Below are 17,130 nucleotides of genomic sequence, written 5' to 3' on the forward strand. Positions count from 1 at the left end.
AAAGAGCTTTATCTGACCATTTGGGGGGGGGCATGTAATGGCGATTGATAGCAGCGGTAAAAGCACAGATATTACAATGCCGTCCGGGGTCAAATATGGCGGACGGGCGGCCCGTGCAAAATTGCGTGAACATGCCATATTATCCACAACTAAAATCGGCGGCTCTATTGCAGCAGTCTACTGGATGATCGCTTATGGTTCCGGCTGGACGGAATGGTCTGCTTTTCTGGTCGGTTATGTCTTATCCATGATCGGGTGCATCGTCGGCTATCACCGCTATTTTTCGCACCGCGCATTTGAGACATCCAAACCAATGGGCATATTCATTGCTATTTTGACCCAATCGGCAGCGCAGGGGTCTGCGCTTCACTGGGCCGCTAATCATCGCCGCCACCATGCTATGACGGATAAGGTCGGCGATGCCCATAGCCCGCATTTTGATGGCCATGGAAAGCCGCTAAAAGGGTTTGCGAAATTCCATCACAGTCATGTCGGCTGGCTGTTCGACCGTACGACAACCGATCTTGAAATCTATGGAAAAGGCTTGATCGATAATGAAATTGTCATGTTCGCGCATCGCACAAGGTGGTTCTGGTATTTTGTGTCTGCGATCGTTTTTCCTGTTTTGTGGGCGCTGGCTTTTGCTGGTCCCGAAGCAATTATCGGGACAATATTAATAGCCGGATTCCTGCGAATTTTTGCAGTTCTTACGGTATTACAAAGTGTGAACAGTATTGGTCATCTCTTTGGATCGCAAAGATTTACTGGACATGATACGGCTCGAAACAATATTTTCATTAACATTTTGACCATGGGCGATGGCTGGCATAATAACCATCATCAGCACCCCCGCTCTGCAACGTCCGGTGTCACATGGTGGGAATTTGATCCATGTGCCGGTCTAATCCGGCTGTGGGAAAAAATGGGGCTGGTGTGGAACGTCAAATGGGCGCCGCGCTATATCAAAAATGAAAATGGTGAATGGGTGCAGCAACAAAAAGCAACTGGCACGGCCAAACAATCTTACTGATACGGAGCATTATAGCAATGCGAACTGCGCGACTGGCGCAAAGCTTTTACGGTGCAAAGGTGTAGGCCCATATTGTCTGAGCGCGGCCATATGCTCCGCCGTGCCATAGCCTTTATTCCGTTCCCAGCCATATTGAGGGTAACGTTCTGCGGCCGCAACCATCATCCGGTCACGATATTGTTTGGCTAATATGGAAGCTGCCGAAATGCACGGGTGGATTGCATCGCCGCCAATCACGGCTTCTGCCTGATGCCCCCACTTAGGTAAGCGATTGCCATCGACCAATATGTGATCGGGCCTGCACGACAGGCCATCGGCCGCCCGGGTCATGGCCAACATAGTCGCCTGCAATATATTGATAGAATCAATCTCTGCTTCACTACATAATGCTATATAATAATAGGCTTTATCCAGTATTTCTGTTTCCAGGGCAGCGCGTTTTTTCGCGGTCAGTTTCTTGCTGTCATCCAGCCCCTTTATACCATGCCCATCCGGCAAAATCACCGCTGCGGCAACAACCGGCCCTGCCAGCGGCCCCCTGCCCGCTTCATCAACTCCTGCCACCATTTGCAACATCATATTTTCGGCACGCCCATCGGGCCATTTCCCGCGCCATAGCCGGGTGCAGTTTTCAAGCTTTTCCGCACATATTGACGCGCCTTGCCAATTGCCACACTCATGCTGTCACCTGCCCCGAGATGGGTCGCAATAGCTGCAGACAGGGTGCATCCGGTGCCGTGGCTGTGCTGCGTGACTATCCTGCTGCCTTCCCAGCGCTCCCGCTCTCCTTCCGCGCCAATCAGCCTATCTGTCAGAATATCGCCATCACCATGCCCACCTTTGACCAGAAACGGCACGGTGTAATCGGCAATAACAGATTCCCCGCCCATACGCTCCATCTCGTCCAGATTGGGCGTCACCAGACTGCTCAACGGAACTATCTCCTGAAAAGCGGAAACCGTCTGCTCGTCTGCCAGTGCAGCGCCGCTCGTGGCTACCATCACGGGATCAAAAACGACCGGAATATCCTTTAGGGATTTCAGGAATCCGGCAACTGCCAATGCAATTTCGGGCGAACCCAACATCCCGATCTTGATCGCATCGACACCAAAATCATCTATAACAGCTGATATTTGCGCCAAAACCATCTCTGGCGTCATCACCTTTGACGCTGTCACCCCCATGCTGTTTTGCACGGTAATCCCCGTAATCGCGGTCATTGCATGCCCGCCAAGGTTACTAATCGTCCGCACATCCGCCTGTATCCCTGCTCCGCCGCCACTGTCGGAACCAGCGATGGTCAGAACGCGCGGGCAATGGCTATTCATTGGGCCAGCAGCAAGGATGCCGCTACCTTTTCGCAGGTTTCTATTCTCAGACACAACTCAATCATCAGTCCGCAACCTCTTCCACAACATTGCAAATACGCTCGGTAATCTGATGGATCTGATCGGAATTGTCACCCTCGGCCATAACACGGATCAGCGGTTCTGTTCCCGACGCGCGAATGACAAGCCGGCCATTGCCATTCAATTCTTTCTCTGCTTCCGTGATGACTGATTTCACCTTGTCATTATCAAGCGGCATACCGCCAGCATAGCGAACATTTTTCAGCAATTGCGGAACCGGCTCAAAAAGGTGCAATATTTCACTGGCCGGTTTTCCGCTATCGACCAGTTCACGCAGCACCTGCAACGCGGCAATAGTTCCGTCTCCGGTCGTACCATGGTCCAGCATGATCATATGCCCCGATTGCTCACCGCCTACGTTGAATCCACCCTTCTTCATCTCCTCCAGAACGTAGCGATCCCCGACCTTCGAGCGAATAAGAGTGAGCTCTTGAGACTTTAAAAACCGTTCTAATCCTAAATTGGACATAACCGTTGCAACAATACCGCCACCACGTAACAAGCCGTTGCGGTTCCAGCTTGACCCGATCAGGGCCATTAACTGATCACCATCCACAACCCGCCCCTTTTCATCCACGATGATCAGGCGGTCAGCATCACCATCTAGCGCTATGCCGATATGCGCGCCACTCGCCACAACGGTTTCCTGCAACGTGGCGACATCGGTGGAACCACATTTATAGTTGATATTCTTGCCATCAGGAGTGACACCGAGAGTGATTAATTCGGCTCCTAATTCCCAGAGCGCGGAAGGTGCGACTTGATAGGCCGCGCCATTGGCGCAATCGATCACAATTTTCAGACCATCGAGGCGGATATGGTCCGGTAACGACATTTTTATCGCGTGAATATAGCGTCCGCGTGCATCTTCAAAGCGTTTAGCCCGGCCAATATCCTCGGCTTGTGCCAATCTAGCATCCTCAGAAAGATAGCCCTCGATCTTGAGCTCATCCTCATCGGATAATTTAAATCCGTCCGGCCCAAATAGCTTTATACCATTGTCCTGATAAGGGTTATGGCTGGCCGAAATCATAACGCCCAAATCAGCCCGCATAGACCGGGCCAACAGGGCCACAGCAGGCGTAGGCATCGGCCCAACCTGCACGACGTCCATGCCAACGCTAGTAAAGCCGGCAACCAACGCATTTTCCATCATATAGCCTGAAAGACGGGTATCCTTGCCGATAACAACTCGGTGACGATGCTCTCCGCGTACAAAGTGGCGGCCTGCGGCCTGCCCGACTTTCATGGCAATTTCTGCGGTCATCGGGTGCTGGTTGGTTGGTCCGCGTATTCCGTCTGTCCCAAAAAATTTCTTTGTCATAACTGGGAGCGTTCCTCGATTGGTGTAGGCCTTAATTAATATTAGCCTTGTGGTTTATTTAGCCTTAGCGTCTGGCCCATCCCGGATAAAGCCGAAACAGAAAGCTAAGCAGTTAAATGATAGAAATTCTAAACGAAATGATTAACCGCTTATCCGATATGGTTTTTTACAAGATCAGCCTGTTCGGCATAACTATCGAACTGGTGGTTTTGTGGCTTGCCGTTCCGATGCTGTTTTTCACTATATATCTGGGCTTCATCAATTTGCGCGGCTTTGGCGCTGGCGTTCAAGTATTGCGAGGGAAATTTTCTGATCCTTCACAAGCAGGCAGCATGTCTCCTTTCGCGGCGCTAACGACTGCTTTGTCAGGAACGATCGGGCTGGGTAATATTGCGGGCGTTGCTATCGCGCTATCAACAGGTGGTCCGGGTGCCGCCTTCTGGATGTTCATCATTGGTTGGGTAGCCATGGCTCTTAAATGTGCGGAGGTCACAATCGGTTTAAAATACCGGGAAGTCCAAGCCAATGGCAATGTGCGCGGCGGCCCTATGTACACCCTGAAAAATGGTCTTGCTGCAAGGGGTTTTGCCAAAACCGGCCTTATCTTGGGCGGCATTTATGCCTTCTTGGCTCTGTTTGGCGCAATTCCATTAGTTCAGGTGAACCAGAGCTATGCACAGGTCGCACATGTCACCGGATTCACCCAGCCGCTGGTTTACGGCATTATCATGGCTGCGCTCGTAGGACTGGTGGTAATAAACGGGGTTGGCTGGCTAGCGCGGGTAACAGCCTCCGTTGTTCCTGCCATGGGCTTGTTATATCTGGTCGGCATATTTGCTATATTGGCAATAAACTTTGAGCAGGTTCCCGCTGCTATAGGGCTAATTATATCAGATGCATTTACCGGGCAAGCAGCAGCAGGCGGTGCGATCGGAGCCTTTGTCGTCGGCATGCGCCGCGCCGTATATTCGTCTGAAGCGGGCATAGGTTCTGCGGTAATCGCTCACACACAGGCACGCACCGATGAACCGGCAGCCGAAGGTTTGGTGGCCTTGCTGGAACCGTTTATCGACACAGTAATCATTTGCTCTTTAGGCGCTATCGCAATGGTCGTTGCCGGCACCTATATCGGCGATGTGGAGGGCATAGAAATTACGTCGGCTGCCTTTGCAACGGTTGCTGACTGGTTCCCCTATTTGCTCGCGATTGCTGTTTTTCTGTTCGGGTTCTCAACGCTTTGCGCCTGGGGCTTTTATGGTCAGCAGACATGGTGCTATTTATTCGGACACAGCCATACAGCGGTTTGGTCTTATAAGTTTTTTTATGTTATATCTTTACCCATTGGCGCGATACTTGAACTGGGGCAGGTCATAAAACTGGTAGATAGCGCGTTTTTCCTGATGGCTATTCCCAATGTTATCGCGCTCTATATTTTTGCGCCGGAAATTAAACGAGAGATTTTCGGTTATCTGAACAAGCAGAAACTATCTTCAAAGGACTCATGATGAAATACCGCAAACTCGGCGAAGAATTGGAAGTATCCGCGTTGGGACTGGGCTGCATGCCGATGTTCGGCATTGGTAGCGGCATGTATGGCCAGGCCGATATGACAGAGAGTCTCGCCGCGCTCGACCGGGCGATTGAACTGGGCGTGACTTTTTTTGATACTGCCGAAGTTTACGGCCCCTATAAGAATGAAGAGCTTTTGGGTGAGGCGATTAAAGGGCGGCGTGATCGTCTTGTTATCGCTACCAAATTCGGATTTGATCTGACAAATCCCGAGAAAATCGGGACAGATTCATCTCCCGAAAATGTCCACCGCGCCTGCGATGCCTCGCTACAGCGTCTGGGCATTGATGTTATCGATCTTTTTTACCAGCACCGCGTTGATCCGGATGTGCCTATTGAGGATACAGTTGGCGCGATGGCGCAGCTGGTCCAAGCCGGAAAGGTCCGCTATCTCGGCCTGTCAGAAGCCGGGCCGGAAACTATAAAACGCGCGCACAAGGTCCATCCGATTGCCGCGCTGCAATCGGAATATTCCCTGTGGGAGCGCAGCATTGAAGAAGAAATCCTGCCGATCTGTCAGGATCTGAATATTGGCTTTGTGCCTTACAGCCCTTTGGGCCGCGGTTTTTTGACCGGGCAGATTACGAGCAGAAATGATCTTGATGAAGATGATTACCGCCTACGCGACCCGCGCTATTCAGAAGAAAATTTTGACCAGAACCTTAGAATGGTCGAAGCGGTTAAACAGGTTGCTATGCGACGCGACCGCTCTCCTGCACAAATCGCACTGGCATGGCTGCTTGCACAGGGAGACTTCATTGTCCCGATACCGGGCTCTAAACGCCGCGCGACATTGGAAGACAGCATGGCGGCAGTTGATGTTGAACTAACAGATGCCGATCTCGATGAACTGGAAAAAGCCGCCCCCGTTGGCGGCACATCCGGTGCCCGCTATGGTGAAGCAATGATGTCGATGGTTCGACTTTAAAGTCCTAACTCCGATGTAAGCTTACGCAAAAGTGAAATCAGTTGTTCTCGCTCACCTAGGGTCAGCGGTTCAAGCATCTTATGCTCGACTTTATTTTCAAGGTCGAGCGCTGTTTGAAACAAGTTGCGGCCAGCACTTGTTAATTCTACGATAATGCCTCTTTTATCCTGCGTATTTTGTTTGCGAGTGATTAATCCTTTACTCTCCAGACGGCTTAACAAATTCGCAGTTCCGCCCGATGTGAGCATGCTGAAGGATGCGATTTGACTAGGGTATGATGGTTCTTCGGACAGAACAAGAGCAGCGAGAGTCTGAAATTCTTTATAATTTAAACCAGCTGGCACGAGCGAATTGCTGGCTTCAATCAAAAAGCTTTCGTTTATTCGAACCATTCTACCCCAGATTTGCCAAGGCCCAGTTTTCATCTTTGGGTATCGTGTAAACCACCGATCACTCAGCTCGTCTATTTTATCACTTTTAGGATCAGTCACAAAAATTTCCTATATCTAATAACCGGTTAGAGACATCACTATTTGTCCGGACAAATATACCTTGACAAAAAGCTATTGCAAAAGGCAATTAACTCAACTCTGGCAAAAACGATAATAAATATTGGGGAAGGGTAACAATGAGCTTAACGATGATAACGACAATTGCACTGGTTATGACCATGCCTGTTATCAATCCGGTTCACTCTTTCGATATCATAGCATCACATCCTTACGATCCGGACAAGGAAGCGGCTAACGCAGGTTCTACTCAAGCAATTTTAATGTTGCGATATGTTAACTCCGTTGGCGGTGCGAAAAATGCGTAAAGCAAATCAGCAACAACCAGATCCCCCACTTACCGAGCATGGCGCGGGAACAAATCACGCTGGGGGAAACGAATGTCCTTATCGAGCGCCTTACAGAACGGGTCGCTAATCCGCAGATAATGGAAAATATAAGCTAAAACTATAAATTCAAAAAAGGGATCCAAAATGAAAATATTACTGGCTTCGACAGCAATCATGCTGACAAGCGCTTCTCCGCTTTATGCACAATCAAATGATAATGGCGTTTCTACCAAGGACGGCGCAGTTACCTCCGCAACTAGTGCAGCTACCGAACCAGTTATGAATGAAATCGTTGTTACTGCGCGCAAACGTGGAGAAGCGCTGAGCGATGTTCCACTAACTATCACTGCGCTCTCCGGAGACGATATTGAAGAACGGGGTATAAAAAACCTAGAAGATATCTCAACCTTTGCTCCGGGTTTTAACTATAGCAAGCAAGGGAACCAACGCGGCGGACGATCAGAATCGGTCATCCGGTTTCGCGGCATGGACATCAATGATGTTGCGCCTACACGCCAGCTCGCGTCTGTCTTTGTTGACGGTATTTATGTCGCTGGCGGTTTATCAAGTTTAAGCACAGAAGATGTCGAGCGCGTAGAAGTCATCAAAGGACCGCAAAGCGCGCATTTCGGACGGTCAACCTTTGGCGGAGCCGTCAATTTTATATCCAAATCACCCAAAGCAGGATTTTCTGCGAGCGCAATGCTTCAAGTAGCAGAAGGCGGCTATCTTGAAGCTGTTGGTTCACTTGAAGGATCTTTAGGTACAGACGATCTGCGTGCACGGATTACCGGACGGACATATTCTTTCAATGGCAGATATAGAAGCGTGGCAGATAATGGCCGGCTTGGTGAAGAAGAAACCGGGTCAGTTAACCTCATCGTTGATGCCGATCCTACACCGGGCGTTCGAGTGCGTGCCAATGTGTTTTTCTCACAAGATGAAGATGGCGCCCCAGCCAGCTTTGCTCTGACCAGAGACATGCATAATTGTGGACCATTTTATCCAGGTGGCGTAACTTACTTCTGCGGCAATCTGCCACAAGTTGATAATTTTGGAACCAATACTGTTCTAAACGGTGAAGCTTATGACATTTACGTCAATAATAGCCGTAATTCCGAAGGACTCAAAAGAGGACCTTCATTAGATCATGTAGGCCTAAGAAGAAAAATCGAACGATATAGCCTATCATCCGATATTGATATCGCTCCTATTGATGCCACGCTAACCGTTGGGGGAAGCTATAATAAGCTCAAACAAAATCGTATCCTCGATCTTGATTTTACACCCGAAAACGTGTGGCTGGAGTCCAGTTTTCAGTATATTGAAGATTGGTCCGGAGAAGCACGGTTAAGTGGTGAAACCGGTGCTATAAACTGGCTTGTTGGTGGCAGCATATTTGATCTGCGCTATGAAACACCTAATGGTTCGATCGGCTATCTGTTTCCAAATTCAACGTTCCCGAACGGATTTTTCCTTGATCAGAAAATCGGAAGAACCGATGTTCGCACATACGCTGGTTTTGGTTCAGTTGCATGGAGTGTCACCGATAATTTTACGCTTAATGTCGAGGGACGCTATCAAGCCGATAAAATCGACCAAGGCGTAGTAGCAGGAGTCAATCTCGCTAAAACTTTCAAGAATTTTCTGCCGCGGGTAATTTTGCAGTGGCAGCCAGATAGAGACACTAATCTTTATCTTACTTATGCTAAAGGAAACAAGCCTGGCGACTTTAACACATCGGTAGTTGGCTTAACACAATCCCAGAAAGATGAAGTGCTAGCCCAAACTGGCGCAACCGATATCGTCGGCGAAGAAGAACTTGATAATTACGAAATTGGTCTGAAAAAATCATTTGCCAATGGTCTATTCAATATAAACCTGGCTGCATATTATATGCAGTGGAAAAACCAGCAAAACCGCACCCAGGCTACAATCACAGATCCGAACACCCCAGCAGGTATTCGCCTTGTTCCTGTTATTGTAAGTGCCGGTAAAACTGATCTTTGGGGCATTGAGGCTGAAGCATCAGCACGTGTGACTGATGACATAACATTGTCGGGCACGTTTAACTGGGCTGCTTCGGAATATAAAGTTTTCGACTGCGGTTTTTGTGCCCGGTTGACCGGAAACGCCGATGTGTCTGGTAATTCATCACCACGTTTTCCAGAATTTAGCGGAACGCTAAGTGCGGCTTATAACCGTGAGTTGAATAGCGGCTTAGGTGTGTTTGGGCGATTAGACGGCGTTTACTCCGGCAGTGCCTACACCGAAGCATTTAATCTTGCCAAAAAACCATCCTCTATTCGGGTCAATGCTCGTGCGGGCATAGAACGCGATTGGTGGCGTGCCGAATTGTTTGTCAACAACCTGCTAGACGATGACACTTATCTGTCCGCAGCTCGTTTTACGGACTTCACCAAAGGTAATTTCAATCTGAGAGACTTTGTAGCAAACGTAACCCCTGCTGATCCTCGTCAGTTTGGGATCCGTCTTCGCTTCACATATTAAGGAGAATATCAGTGATGTTTACAGGATTACTCATGGCCGCGTCTGTCGCTAGCTCGACACCGGACATCCAAACCTATGACGCCAAAGACTATTCATCAGATATTACGCAATGTGATGTGCTGATTTCGCACCCTGATGATCCCTATAAAATTGGCCCTGGCGTAAAGCGTAGAGATGCAGATTTACCAGCAGCGGTTACAGCTTGCGAACGTGCTGTTAAAGCGGATCCAAAAAACCCGCGTCTAAACTATCAACTTGCAAGAGCATACGGCTATAGCGGGATGGGGGAAAAAGCTTATCCCTATCGCGAACTGGCTGTAAAAGCAGGTTATCCACAATCGCTTTTCGTGATTGGCTACATAACCTTAATGGGCATCAACAAACAGCCGCAGGATACGTGCAAAGGCGGAGACCTAATCCGTCGTTCCGCAAAGGTTGGACGTTTTGCCGGTCAAGTCGGTTTTCCCTATTATTGGCTCGAAGGCAAATTTGCACAATGTAAATTCGATGTCACCAAAGAAGAATTGCTGGATTATGTAACTAACGGCCATGCAAATGCGGACGGTGATTTTTACAAGGAAACGCTAGTCGACCTCCTTAAAAAAGACATCGTCGAGCATTTTGAAAAACCATAATTTCTCGGTAACAGCTATCCCAATCCATCAATCGAAGGATTGGGATAGAACATCCTGTCTACACCCGCTTTTCACCTGTGCTTGGTGAAGCTAGCCCCTAATTTATCAGGAAAAACATATCTGCCTTTGTAATAAATTGTCAGAACTTACACGTAAAATCTGAAAATGGAGAGCGTAAAAAATGGTAATCTCAGCTTTAATTTCCGCCACTTTACTGTCAGCAGGAGCACTGCCCTCCCCAGCCGTTTTGAAATGCGACAGAATGGCCTCACATCCTGCTGATCCAAATCGCGTCGCACGAGGACTGCAACGACCACAGATGGACCTTCCCGCTGCTGAAGCCGCATGTAGAAGTGCCGTTGCTGCAGAACCTGAAAATGCACGGTCAATATATCAGCTGGGCCGAACGATCTATTATCAGGGACGCCATCAGGAATCTGTTCCCTATTTACAAAAATCTGCGGATATTGGCTATCCTCAAGCCATATTTGTTCTTGCCTATGTTCAGACTCTCGGTGGAGCGGTCAAAAAAGATTATTGTAAAGCGCAATCATTATGGAAACGAGGAGTAGGCCTTCAACACCCTTGGTCTGGCTATCACCTTGTTGAGAACCAGCTAAATGGCAAGTTTGCAGGCTGCAAAGAACAGGTTTCCGACGCAGAAATGTCAAGATTTATGCATTTGGCGACCGACCGGATCACCGTGCAGGCTTCTAGGGGAAGAGTCGAGAAGTTGAGCGCACGGCTCGAAAATCATTTAGCTAAGAAATAGCAAAAGTTCATTTTTTCAACCGTAGGATCAAATAATACGCACTCATAAGTGCGTAACAGGGAGTTATGCAATAATGACAAAGAAACAAATTTTTAAACAGGCTCTGCTTGTCGCGGTATCGAGCCTTGTTACCGTTCCGGCATTTGCTCAGGATGTTTCTTCCGAGACGGCTCAACCTATTAATTCCGACAAACAATATGGTGGGCTTGAAGAAATTGTGGTTACAGCCCGCAAGTCCGAAGAACGGCTGAGCGATGCACCTTTGGCAGTATCTGCCGTTTCCTCACGCACGATAGAAAATTTGGGCCTGAACTCGATTGATGATTTCTCGAAACTTGCCACCGGAATCAGCTTTTCCCAGGCATTTGGTCGTTCCGGGGATCGGCCCGTTATTCGTGGGCAATCCAGTGTTTTGGCAGGTGTTCAAGCTGGTGTAGAAAGCGGCGCGGCTTATTTTGTTGATGGAATCTACTATCAGGGCAATATTCAGGCATTCGATCCACAATCTCTTGAGCGGGTCGAGGTTATTAAAGGCCCCCAATCAGCACTCTATGGCCGGAATACTTATTCTGGTGCAATAAATTATATTACCAAAGATCCAACTGAATATCTGACTGCTTCTGGCCGGCTTACGGTTGCCGAATATGGGGAAGTACAGGCATCGGCTTCTGTGTCTGATACATATGCAGACGGAGCGATAGGCTTCAGGGCTGGTGCGCGATATTATAAATATGACGGCGAATTTATTAATCAGCTGACCGGCAAAAAAGTCGGACAGGAAGAATCCAAATCTGCTTATGTGTCACTTGTTGCCAAGCCCAGCGATGATATCAAAATACGTCTAAGAGGATCATACGACCATCAGGACGACGGACCGTTCGCGCTCTTTTTACAAGGCTCCGCTGAAAATAATTGTTCACCAGGCTACCGAAGCAATAAATATAGAACTGTGTCTCCATTCCTCCCAAACGTCCCGGCACCACTGGCCGGTACACCAGGCGCTTTGAATGAAAACCAGTATTTCTGTGGAGCCATTCAAGCAAAACCAAATGATGTCCGGCAGAATACAGACCCATTACCGACAGCTTTTGGCGTTCGGGATGGAACAGCATTTGATGGATTGGATACCCGCGAATTTTTTGGATCAGCGGCAATTGATTATGACATTGGTGGGTCAGGATTTGTGCTTTCAAGCCTGACCGGCTATCGGAATTTTACCCGGCGCACAGGGCAAGACAACGATATTAGCGAAGCTTTCTTTTACTTTGGTCCCCCGGTAGGCGAGCCAACTTTTGCCAGTAGTTTAAAAACAAAGGCTGAAGATTTTAGTCAGGAATTGCGCATCGCGACACCAACGGATCGCAAACTTCACGGTTTGTTGGGTGTTTATTATTATCACCAAAAGATCGATAAAGTAGATATCACTTTTGCAAATCCATTCGACGGAGAGCCATTAGGCACCGACGGTTCTGCTAGAAACACCATAACTAACAAAGCAGTTTTTGCTTTATTAGGATATGATTTTACCGATTCATTCGGGATCACTGGCGAAGTGCGTTATCAGGAAGAAACGCAAACAATCATTGATCGTGCGTCGGCCACCTCAATTTTCTGCTCAGGTGCACAAGATGATGCAGCCTTGTTCGGGTTTACAGGTACTTGCGATAAACGGAACAAATTTACCGGAACCGACCCGCGCATAACAATCAACTACACGACACCAGGCGGTATGTTGTTATACGGTGTGTTTGCAACCGGCAGAAAACCGGGCGGGTCAAACGGGGCGACCGGCACATCAATAGGTCAGCCAAGATATAACCCGGAAAAAGTACAATCCTTTGAAGTCGGGGCAAAGTTCGATACGCTTGATAATAAGCTGCGTGTACAATTTGCAGCTTATACCAACAAATTAAGCCAAGTTCAGATAGTCTCGTCTATCCCAACGCCTGTAAACCCGCTGGCATTAGCCTCTATTGTGACAAATGGTGGAGATGCACGCACCACAGGGTTTGAACTTGAAGCGACAGCAGTGCCCACCCAAGGGCTTACCTTCAATCTTGGAGTATCATATGTCGATGCTAAGTTTACAAACGGCTGCGATGCTGATTTGTTCATATTGAATTCGGGTGGCCTGCGACCTAATTTTGATACGACAAATCCACCAGATGCTGCGCTCCCGCTATGCTCAATTAAAGGAAAGCGTTTGCCACTGGGCTCCCAGTACATACTGAACGGCTCCGCGTCCTATGAACATCCCGTCGGACCAGATCTGGATATCTTCGGCATAACGAACTTCAGTTTTGAAAGTAAGAAATACGTCCAGACTGATAATTTTGCCTATGTGCCCTCTGCGTTTCTTTTGGGAGCGCGTATCGGGATTCGTAGTAAGAACTTTAGCCTTGCCGTGTTTGGCCGTAATTTGACTAATGAAGATGCTCCACCGTTGGCTACGCGCTGGTTTGATTATCGGTATGGCGCTGGCACACAAGGTTTGCCCCCTGCTTCGTCAGTAACCTTCAATGGCCAGCCTGCTGTAATCGAAAGCGGTGCACCGAGAGGCTTTTTTGGTCGACTTAGAAAGAGCCGGACTTTCGGTATCGAAGGCAGCGTAAAATTCTAAGAAAAGCTGCACCAGAACTACAGAATGCGTGATAGCCGCTTCCAGAGAGAGTAAGTTTAACGCAATCTCTCTTTGGAAGCGGATCGAGCGCCAATAATTACAGGAGAGTGTCGATGCTACGCTTTTTAACTATATTGACTGGCCTATCATGCCTCGCGGGTACGGCTGCCGCGCAAGACGCCGCACCAATCATGCAGTGTGATAAAATCATGGCACATTCGGAAGACCCGGATAAGGTGATTGACGGTATAAAAACCAGAAAAGAAATAGACCTGCCTGCTGCTATTGTGGCCTGTCAGGATGCGTTAGAACAATATCCTGATGAAGCCCGTTTTCATTATCAACTCGGTGCCGCTTTATATTATCATGCAAGTGCAGGAGATGTCGATGCGGCGTTAAATAATCTTCGTGCCGCTTCAGATCGAGGCTATCGTCAAGCGACTTTTGTTCTAGGATATATTTACAGTCTGAATGACAAAGTGCCGCAGGATTTATGCCGCACGGGCCACTTATGGCAACGGACCTTATCGCAAGGGCACCCGTGGAGTAAATTCTGGTTCGCTAAGCACCAGTTAAACGGAAGCTTTAAGAACTGCTCCTTTTATGTTTCACGAGCTGATATTGACCGTTACGTGATGAGTTTTGCAGCTCTTGATCTAGATGAATCTGCCGAACGGCGCACAGATGAGTTGATAGCCCTTTTAAAGGAAACACGCGCTGAAGAAGCTAGGGCCAGAGCCAATGGGAACAATTAATTAGTGTATGTGATAAGACCTAGGTTACCGGTCATAAGCCTTTGGCAAGCTGCCGGGAGCGGGATTGCGATAGCGTTCGCGCAAGCGTTCCTGTCGATTGGATAGCGATTGTTCAACACCATCAATAAGCACGCGTTCAACCTGAGTAGAAAGCTCCAGAGGATCTCCCGTCCAGATAACCACATCACCCCTGCGCCCTGCTTGTAGCGAACCAAGCTCACTACCCATGCCCATAATCTCTGCCGGTTTTGAACTGATTGCGGCAAAGGCCTCGTCCCAATTTAAACCCGTAGCGCGCGGCACCTTGTTGAGTGCGACCAGATTACCGGCATATTGGACAGAGTAACGAAGTTGATGTGCATCGCGGTCGTTGATCATACCGATGGCGATCTCGACACCAGCATTTTTCATCCGGCCTATATTGGACTGTGTAGCAGCTAAATCTTCAAAACCATCAGGCAAATCGCTTAGAGCAGATGCCAGAACAGGCACTTTTGCAGCAGCGATTTCATTGGCGACGCGCCATCCTTCATTGGCCCCGACCAGCACCAGCTTCAAAGATGGGAAGTCCTTGCGTAGATCGAGTGTTTTCAAAATATCGTTGGCGCTCTCTACATGCACCAACAACTGGGTGGTTCCATTGATGACGGGCAACAAAGCCTTCGCATCAGATGCTTTCATCAAGTCGCTGTCGAACAGAGACGGGTTGCGGGAATAGGTCTGTGCTTCATCCAGCATCGCGCGAAACAGGATATGCGCCGCAGAGCGGCTTCCTCCTGCACGGCTTTGACCAGTTTCGCCAAGTTCGACAAACTGGAACGCTCGTGCTTTGGTGATCGGATCGCTATCCTGAGCCAGATCAATAATCGCTCCAAAGCCGCCAAAAATAGACTTTCCAGTGGCTGGCGAAACCACAGCGCGGGTCACACCGGCGGCCCGGCTCACCGCTATCGGAGCAGCAAAAGGATTTATTGCATATTGTACATCCAATGCAGCCGAAAAGACCGAGCTTACAGCATTGATATCATTGGTTGATGTAACTGCACCGACTTCAACCAGACCAACGCGACTGAATCCGGCGAATACACCGGGCGTTACCCATTTTCCCGATGCATCAATTTGTCGCGCATCGGCAGGAATATTGATGTTTGTACCGGTGGCAACCACGCGTCCATCACTTATGAGAACGTTCGCGCCATCCATGGGTGCACTGCCATCGCCGACAACGACTTTTCCGCCGGTAATAGCGATTGTTTCCGCCACCGCAGGAGCCGCCATCAGTGCTAAGGACAATATGAGAATGGTTGTAAAGCGCTTCATTTCACATCTCCTTCACCCGGTTGACCCAGTTCAAAATCGCTAACCGGCCGCCGCGAAGGATCGTTTGCATCATAGAGCAAAGCCCCGTCGATCCAGACTTTCTCCGGACGGGCATAAACGCTCAACGGATTGTCATTCCACAGGACAACATCAGCCATTTTACCGGGCTTCAAACTACCCGTTTGATCGGCGATACCCATGGCTTTGGCCGGATTATAGGTTATCCACTGAATGGCTTGTGCATCGCTGATCTCAAGGCCCATTGCACGGCCATCGGACAGCGCTTTTGCAGCCTCCTGATTAAGCCGCTGGATCTGGTTCTCATCATCGGAATGGATAATTACGCATGCTCCCGCCTGTTGCAGCAGCGCGGCATTTTCAGGAATAGCGTCATAGGCTTCCATCTTGAAGCCCCACCAATCTGCCCACACGGCTGAGCATATCTCCTCTTTTGCAAGAATATCGGCAATTTTATAGGCTTCGACAGCATGGTGAAATGCGGTTACCTTATAGCCAAATTCCTTGGACATATCTATAATCTGGTTCAATTCATCGGCACGGTAACAATGGTTATGCACCAATATGTCACCATCCAGCACATCAGCCAAAGTTTCCATCGCCAGATCACGTTTCGGCGGCTTTGCGCCTTTGCGTTTCTTTTGATATTCCTGTGCATTAATCCATGTCTGACGGGTCAGCGACAGGCTTCCCATCCGGGTAGAAGGTTTGCGCTTGCGACTACCATAAACGCGCTTGGGATTCTCGCCGCACGCCATTTTCATGCCATAGGGCGCACCTGGAAACTTCATCGCCTGAACCGTGCGGGCTGGAACATTCTTCAGCGTTGCCGATCGACCACCAAACAGATTGGCCGAGCCCGGCAGAATTTGTAACGACGTGACTCCGCCATTGGCAAGCGCTCTGGAAAAACCGGGATCTTGTGGCCAGACGCTATGCTCTGCCCATACTTCCGGCGTCACGGGAGAAGTCATCTCATTACCATCGCTGTGCGCTGCAACGCTTGGCGTGGGATAGTTGCCTAGATGACTATGCACATCGATAATACCGGGCGTCACATATTTTCCAGAGCCATCAATGACCTTTGCATCTGTCGGTACTATAGCATCCGGCCCGCCAACGGATATAATCTCGCCGCCGGACATAAAGATCGTACCATTTTCGATCCGCTGCCCCTCACCATCAAATATGGTGACATTAGTTATCGCGATATTGTCCGATGGATAGGCTTTGTAGGTTGAAGGAAATGCAGATTCTGCCGAAGCATTATCCGAACGCGCCGAAGCGCTGACCGTGCTGTTGTCTGTTCCTGCGGTTGCACAAGCCGCAACCAGTGCACCGGCAGCAACGGCTGTCAGTAAATTTCTCAATATCATGATTGCCCTCTAAGCCTAAGCTAGT

15 protein-coding genes are annotated in these 17,130 nt (G+C 49.0%); 9 read left to right on the forward strand and 6 right to left on the reverse strand.

Features of this window, described 5'->3' with window-relative positions; genetic code table 11:
• Positions 1–37: 37 nt before the first annotated feature.
• Positions 38–1,030, forward strand: coding sequence for an acyl-CoA desaturase (locus AB1K62_RS05255; protein ID WP_367001837.1), 993 nt, complete (start codon positions 38–40; stop codon positions 1,028–1,030).
• Between the two features lie 9 nt (positions 1,031–1,039).
• Here the strand turns inward: AB1K62_RS05255 and AB1K62_RS05260 are convergent, their stop codons facing one another.
• The 3 genes from AB1K62_RS05260 to glmM all read right to left on the reverse strand — a co-directional run bounded on the left by AB1K62_RS05260 (position 1,040) and on the right by glmM (position 3,763).
• On the reverse strand, positions 1,040–1,609 hold the full coding sequence (locus AB1K62_RS05260; RefSeq protein WP_367001838.1) for a ribonuclease HII: 570 nt from the start codon (positions 1,607–1,609) through the stop codon (positions 1,040–1,042).
• Positions 1,606–2,358, reverse strand: coding sequence for a bifunctional hydroxymethylpyrimidine kinase/phosphomethylpyrimidine kinase (gene thiD, locus AB1K62_RS05265; RefSeq protein WP_367002069.1), 753 nt, complete (start codon positions 2,356–2,358; stop codon positions 1,606–1,608). Before thiD ends, AB1K62_RS05260 begins: the two co-directional genes overlap by 4 nt.
• A 64-nt stretch (positions 2,359–2,422) precedes the next feature.
• Positions 2,423–3,763: a phosphoglucosamine mutase gene (glmM, locus tag AB1K62_RS05270; RefSeq protein ID WP_367001839.1), complete on the reverse strand. Its 1,341-nt coding sequence runs from the start codon at positions 3,761–3,763 to the stop codon at positions 2,423–2,425.
• Positions 3,764–3,879: 116 nt separating this feature from the next.
• Between glmM and AB1K62_RS05275 the strand changes: the two genes are divergently transcribed.
• Together AB1K62_RS05275 and AB1K62_RS05280 are read left to right on the forward strand one after the other, a co-directional pair.
• Entirely contained in the window at positions 3,880–5,268 is a 1,389-nt protein-coding gene (locus AB1K62_RS05275) for an amino acid carrier protein (protein ID WP_367001840.1), read from the forward strand.
• A complete protein-coding gene (locus AB1K62_RS05280) occupies positions 5,268–6,260 on the forward strand; it encodes an aldo/keto reductase (RefSeq protein ID WP_367002071.1) in 993 nt (330 codons plus the stop codon). Before AB1K62_RS05275 ends, AB1K62_RS05280 begins: the two co-directional genes overlap by 1 nt.
• On the opposite strand, the gene AB1K62_RS05285 is transcribed toward AB1K62_RS05280, so the two are convergent.
• Positions 6,257–6,751, reverse strand: a complete 495-nt coding sequence (locus tag AB1K62_RS05285) for a MarR family transcriptional regulator (RefSeq protein ID WP_367001841.1) — start codon at positions 6,749–6,751, stop codon at positions 6,257–6,259. The two genes, AB1K62_RS05280 and AB1K62_RS05285, sit on opposite strands and share 4 nt — an antisense overlap.
• A 149-nt stretch (positions 6,752–6,900) precedes the next feature.
• On the opposite strand from AB1K62_RS05285, the gene AB1K62_RS05290 reads away from it, so the two are divergent.
• The 6 genes from AB1K62_RS05290 to AB1K62_RS05315 all read left to right on the forward strand — a co-directional run bounded on the left by AB1K62_RS05290 (position 6,901) and on the right by AB1K62_RS05315 (position 14,391).
• A complete protein-coding gene (locus tag AB1K62_RS05290; RefSeq protein ID WP_367001842.1) occupies positions 6,901–7,077 on the forward strand; it encodes a hypothetical protein in 177 nt (58 codons plus the stop codon).
• 300 nt (positions 7,078–7,377) lie between these two features.
• The gene (locus AB1K62_RS05295; protein WP_367001843.1) at positions 7,378–9,609 is read left to right on the forward strand and encodes a TonB-dependent receptor; all 2,232 of its coding nucleotides are present in this window, start codon (positions 7,378–7,380) and stop codon (positions 9,607–9,609) included.
• Between the two features lie 11 nt (positions 9,610–9,620).
• Positions 9,621–10,244, forward strand: a complete 624-nt coding sequence (locus AB1K62_RS05300) for a hypothetical protein (RefSeq protein ID WP_367001844.1) — start codon at positions 9,621–9,623, stop codon at positions 10,242–10,244.
• 262 nt (positions 10,245–10,506) lie between these two features.
• Complete coding sequence (locus AB1K62_RS05305; protein WP_367001846.1) at positions 10,507–11,016, forward strand: hypothetical protein; 510 nt, start codon at positions 10,507–10,509, stop codon at positions 11,014–11,016.
• 73 nt (positions 11,017–11,089) lie between these two features.
• Positions 11,090–13,636 (forward strand): TonB-dependent receptor, encoded by a 2,547-nt coding sequence (locus tag AB1K62_RS05310; RefSeq protein WP_367001847.1) that lies wholly within the window; start codon positions 11,090–11,092, stop codon positions 13,634–13,636.
• Between the two features lie 209 nt (positions 13,637–13,845).
• The gene (locus tag AB1K62_RS05315; protein WP_367001849.1) at positions 13,846–14,391 is read left to right on the forward strand and encodes a hypothetical protein; all 546 of its coding nucleotides are present in this window, start codon (positions 13,846–13,848) and stop codon (positions 14,389–14,391) included.
• A 24-nt stretch (positions 14,392–14,415) separates the two neighbouring features.
• On the opposite strand, the gene AB1K62_RS05320 is transcribed toward AB1K62_RS05315, so the two are convergent.
• The gene (locus tag AB1K62_RS05320) at positions 14,416–15,711 is read right to left on the reverse strand and encodes an amidohydrolase family protein (protein ID WP_367001850.1); all 1,296 of its coding nucleotides are present in this window, start codon (positions 15,709–15,711) and stop codon (positions 14,416–14,418) included.
• Positions 15,708–17,105 (reverse strand): amidohydrolase, encoded by a 1,398-nt coding sequence (locus AB1K62_RS05325; RefSeq protein WP_367001852.1) that lies wholly within the window; start codon positions 17,103–17,105, stop codon positions 15,708–15,710. Before AB1K62_RS05325 ends, AB1K62_RS05320 begins: the two co-directional genes overlap by 4 nt.
• Positions 17,106–17,130 lie beyond the last annotated feature (25 nt).

Source organism: Parasphingorhabdus sp. JC815 (genome assembly GCF_040717415.1).
Taxonomy (GTDB): Bacteria; Pseudomonadota; Alphaproteobacteria; order Sphingomonadales; family Sphingomonadaceae; genus Parasphingorhabdus.

Excerpts from the sequence above, each read along its gene's own strand:
- AB1K62_RS05295 (WP_367001843.1), top strand. The coding sequence starts at position 7,378 with ATGAATGAAATCGTTGTTACTGCGCGCAAACGTGGAGAAGCGCTGAGC.
- AB1K62_RS05275 (WP_367001840.1), top strand. The coding sequence starts at position 3,880 with ATGATAGAAATTCTAAACGAAATGATTAACCGCTTATCCGATATGGTT.
- AB1K62_RS05310 (WP_367001847.1), top strand. The coding sequence starts at position 11,090 with ATGACAAAGAAACAAATTTTTAAACAGGCTCTGCTTGTCGCGGTATCG.
- AB1K62_RS05325 (WP_367001852.1), bottom strand. The coding sequence starts at position 17,105 with ATGATATTGAGAAATTTACTGACAGCCGTTGCTGCCGGTGCACTGGTT.
- glmM (WP_367001839.1), bottom strand. The coding sequence starts at position 3,763 with ATGACAAAGAAATTTTTTGGGACAGACGGAATACGCGGACCAACCAAC.
- AB1K62_RS05320 (WP_367001850.1), bottom strand. The coding sequence starts at position 15,711 with ATGAAGCGCTTTACAACCATTCTCATATTGTCCTTAGCACTGATGGCG.
- AB1K62_RS05280 (WP_367002071.1), top strand. The coding sequence starts at position 5,268 with ATGAAATACCGCAAACTCGGCGAAGAATTGGAAGTATCCGCGTTGGGA.
- thiD (WP_367002069.1), bottom strand. The coding sequence starts at position 2,358 with ATGAATAGCCATTGCCCGCGCGTTCTGACCATCGCTGGTTCCGACAGT.
- AB1K62_RS05305 (WP_367001846.1), top strand. The coding sequence starts at position 10,507 with ATGGCCTCACATCCTGCTGATCCAAATCGCGTCGCACGAGGACTGCAA.
- AB1K62_RS05260 (WP_367001838.1), bottom strand. The coding sequence starts at position 1,609 with ATGATGTTGCAAATGGTGGCAGGAGTTGATGAAGCGGGCAGGGGGCCG.
- AB1K62_RS05290 (WP_367001842.1), top strand. The coding sequence starts at position 6,901 with ATGATAACGACAATTGCACTGGTTATGACCATGCCTGTTATCAATCCG.
- AB1K62_RS05255 (WP_367001837.1), top strand. The coding sequence starts at position 38 with ATGGCGATTGATAGCAGCGGTAAAAGCACAGATATTACAATGCCGTCC.
- AB1K62_RS05315 (WP_367001849.1), top strand. The coding sequence starts at position 13,846 with ATGGCACATTCGGAAGACCCGGATAAGGTGATTGACGGTATAAAAACC.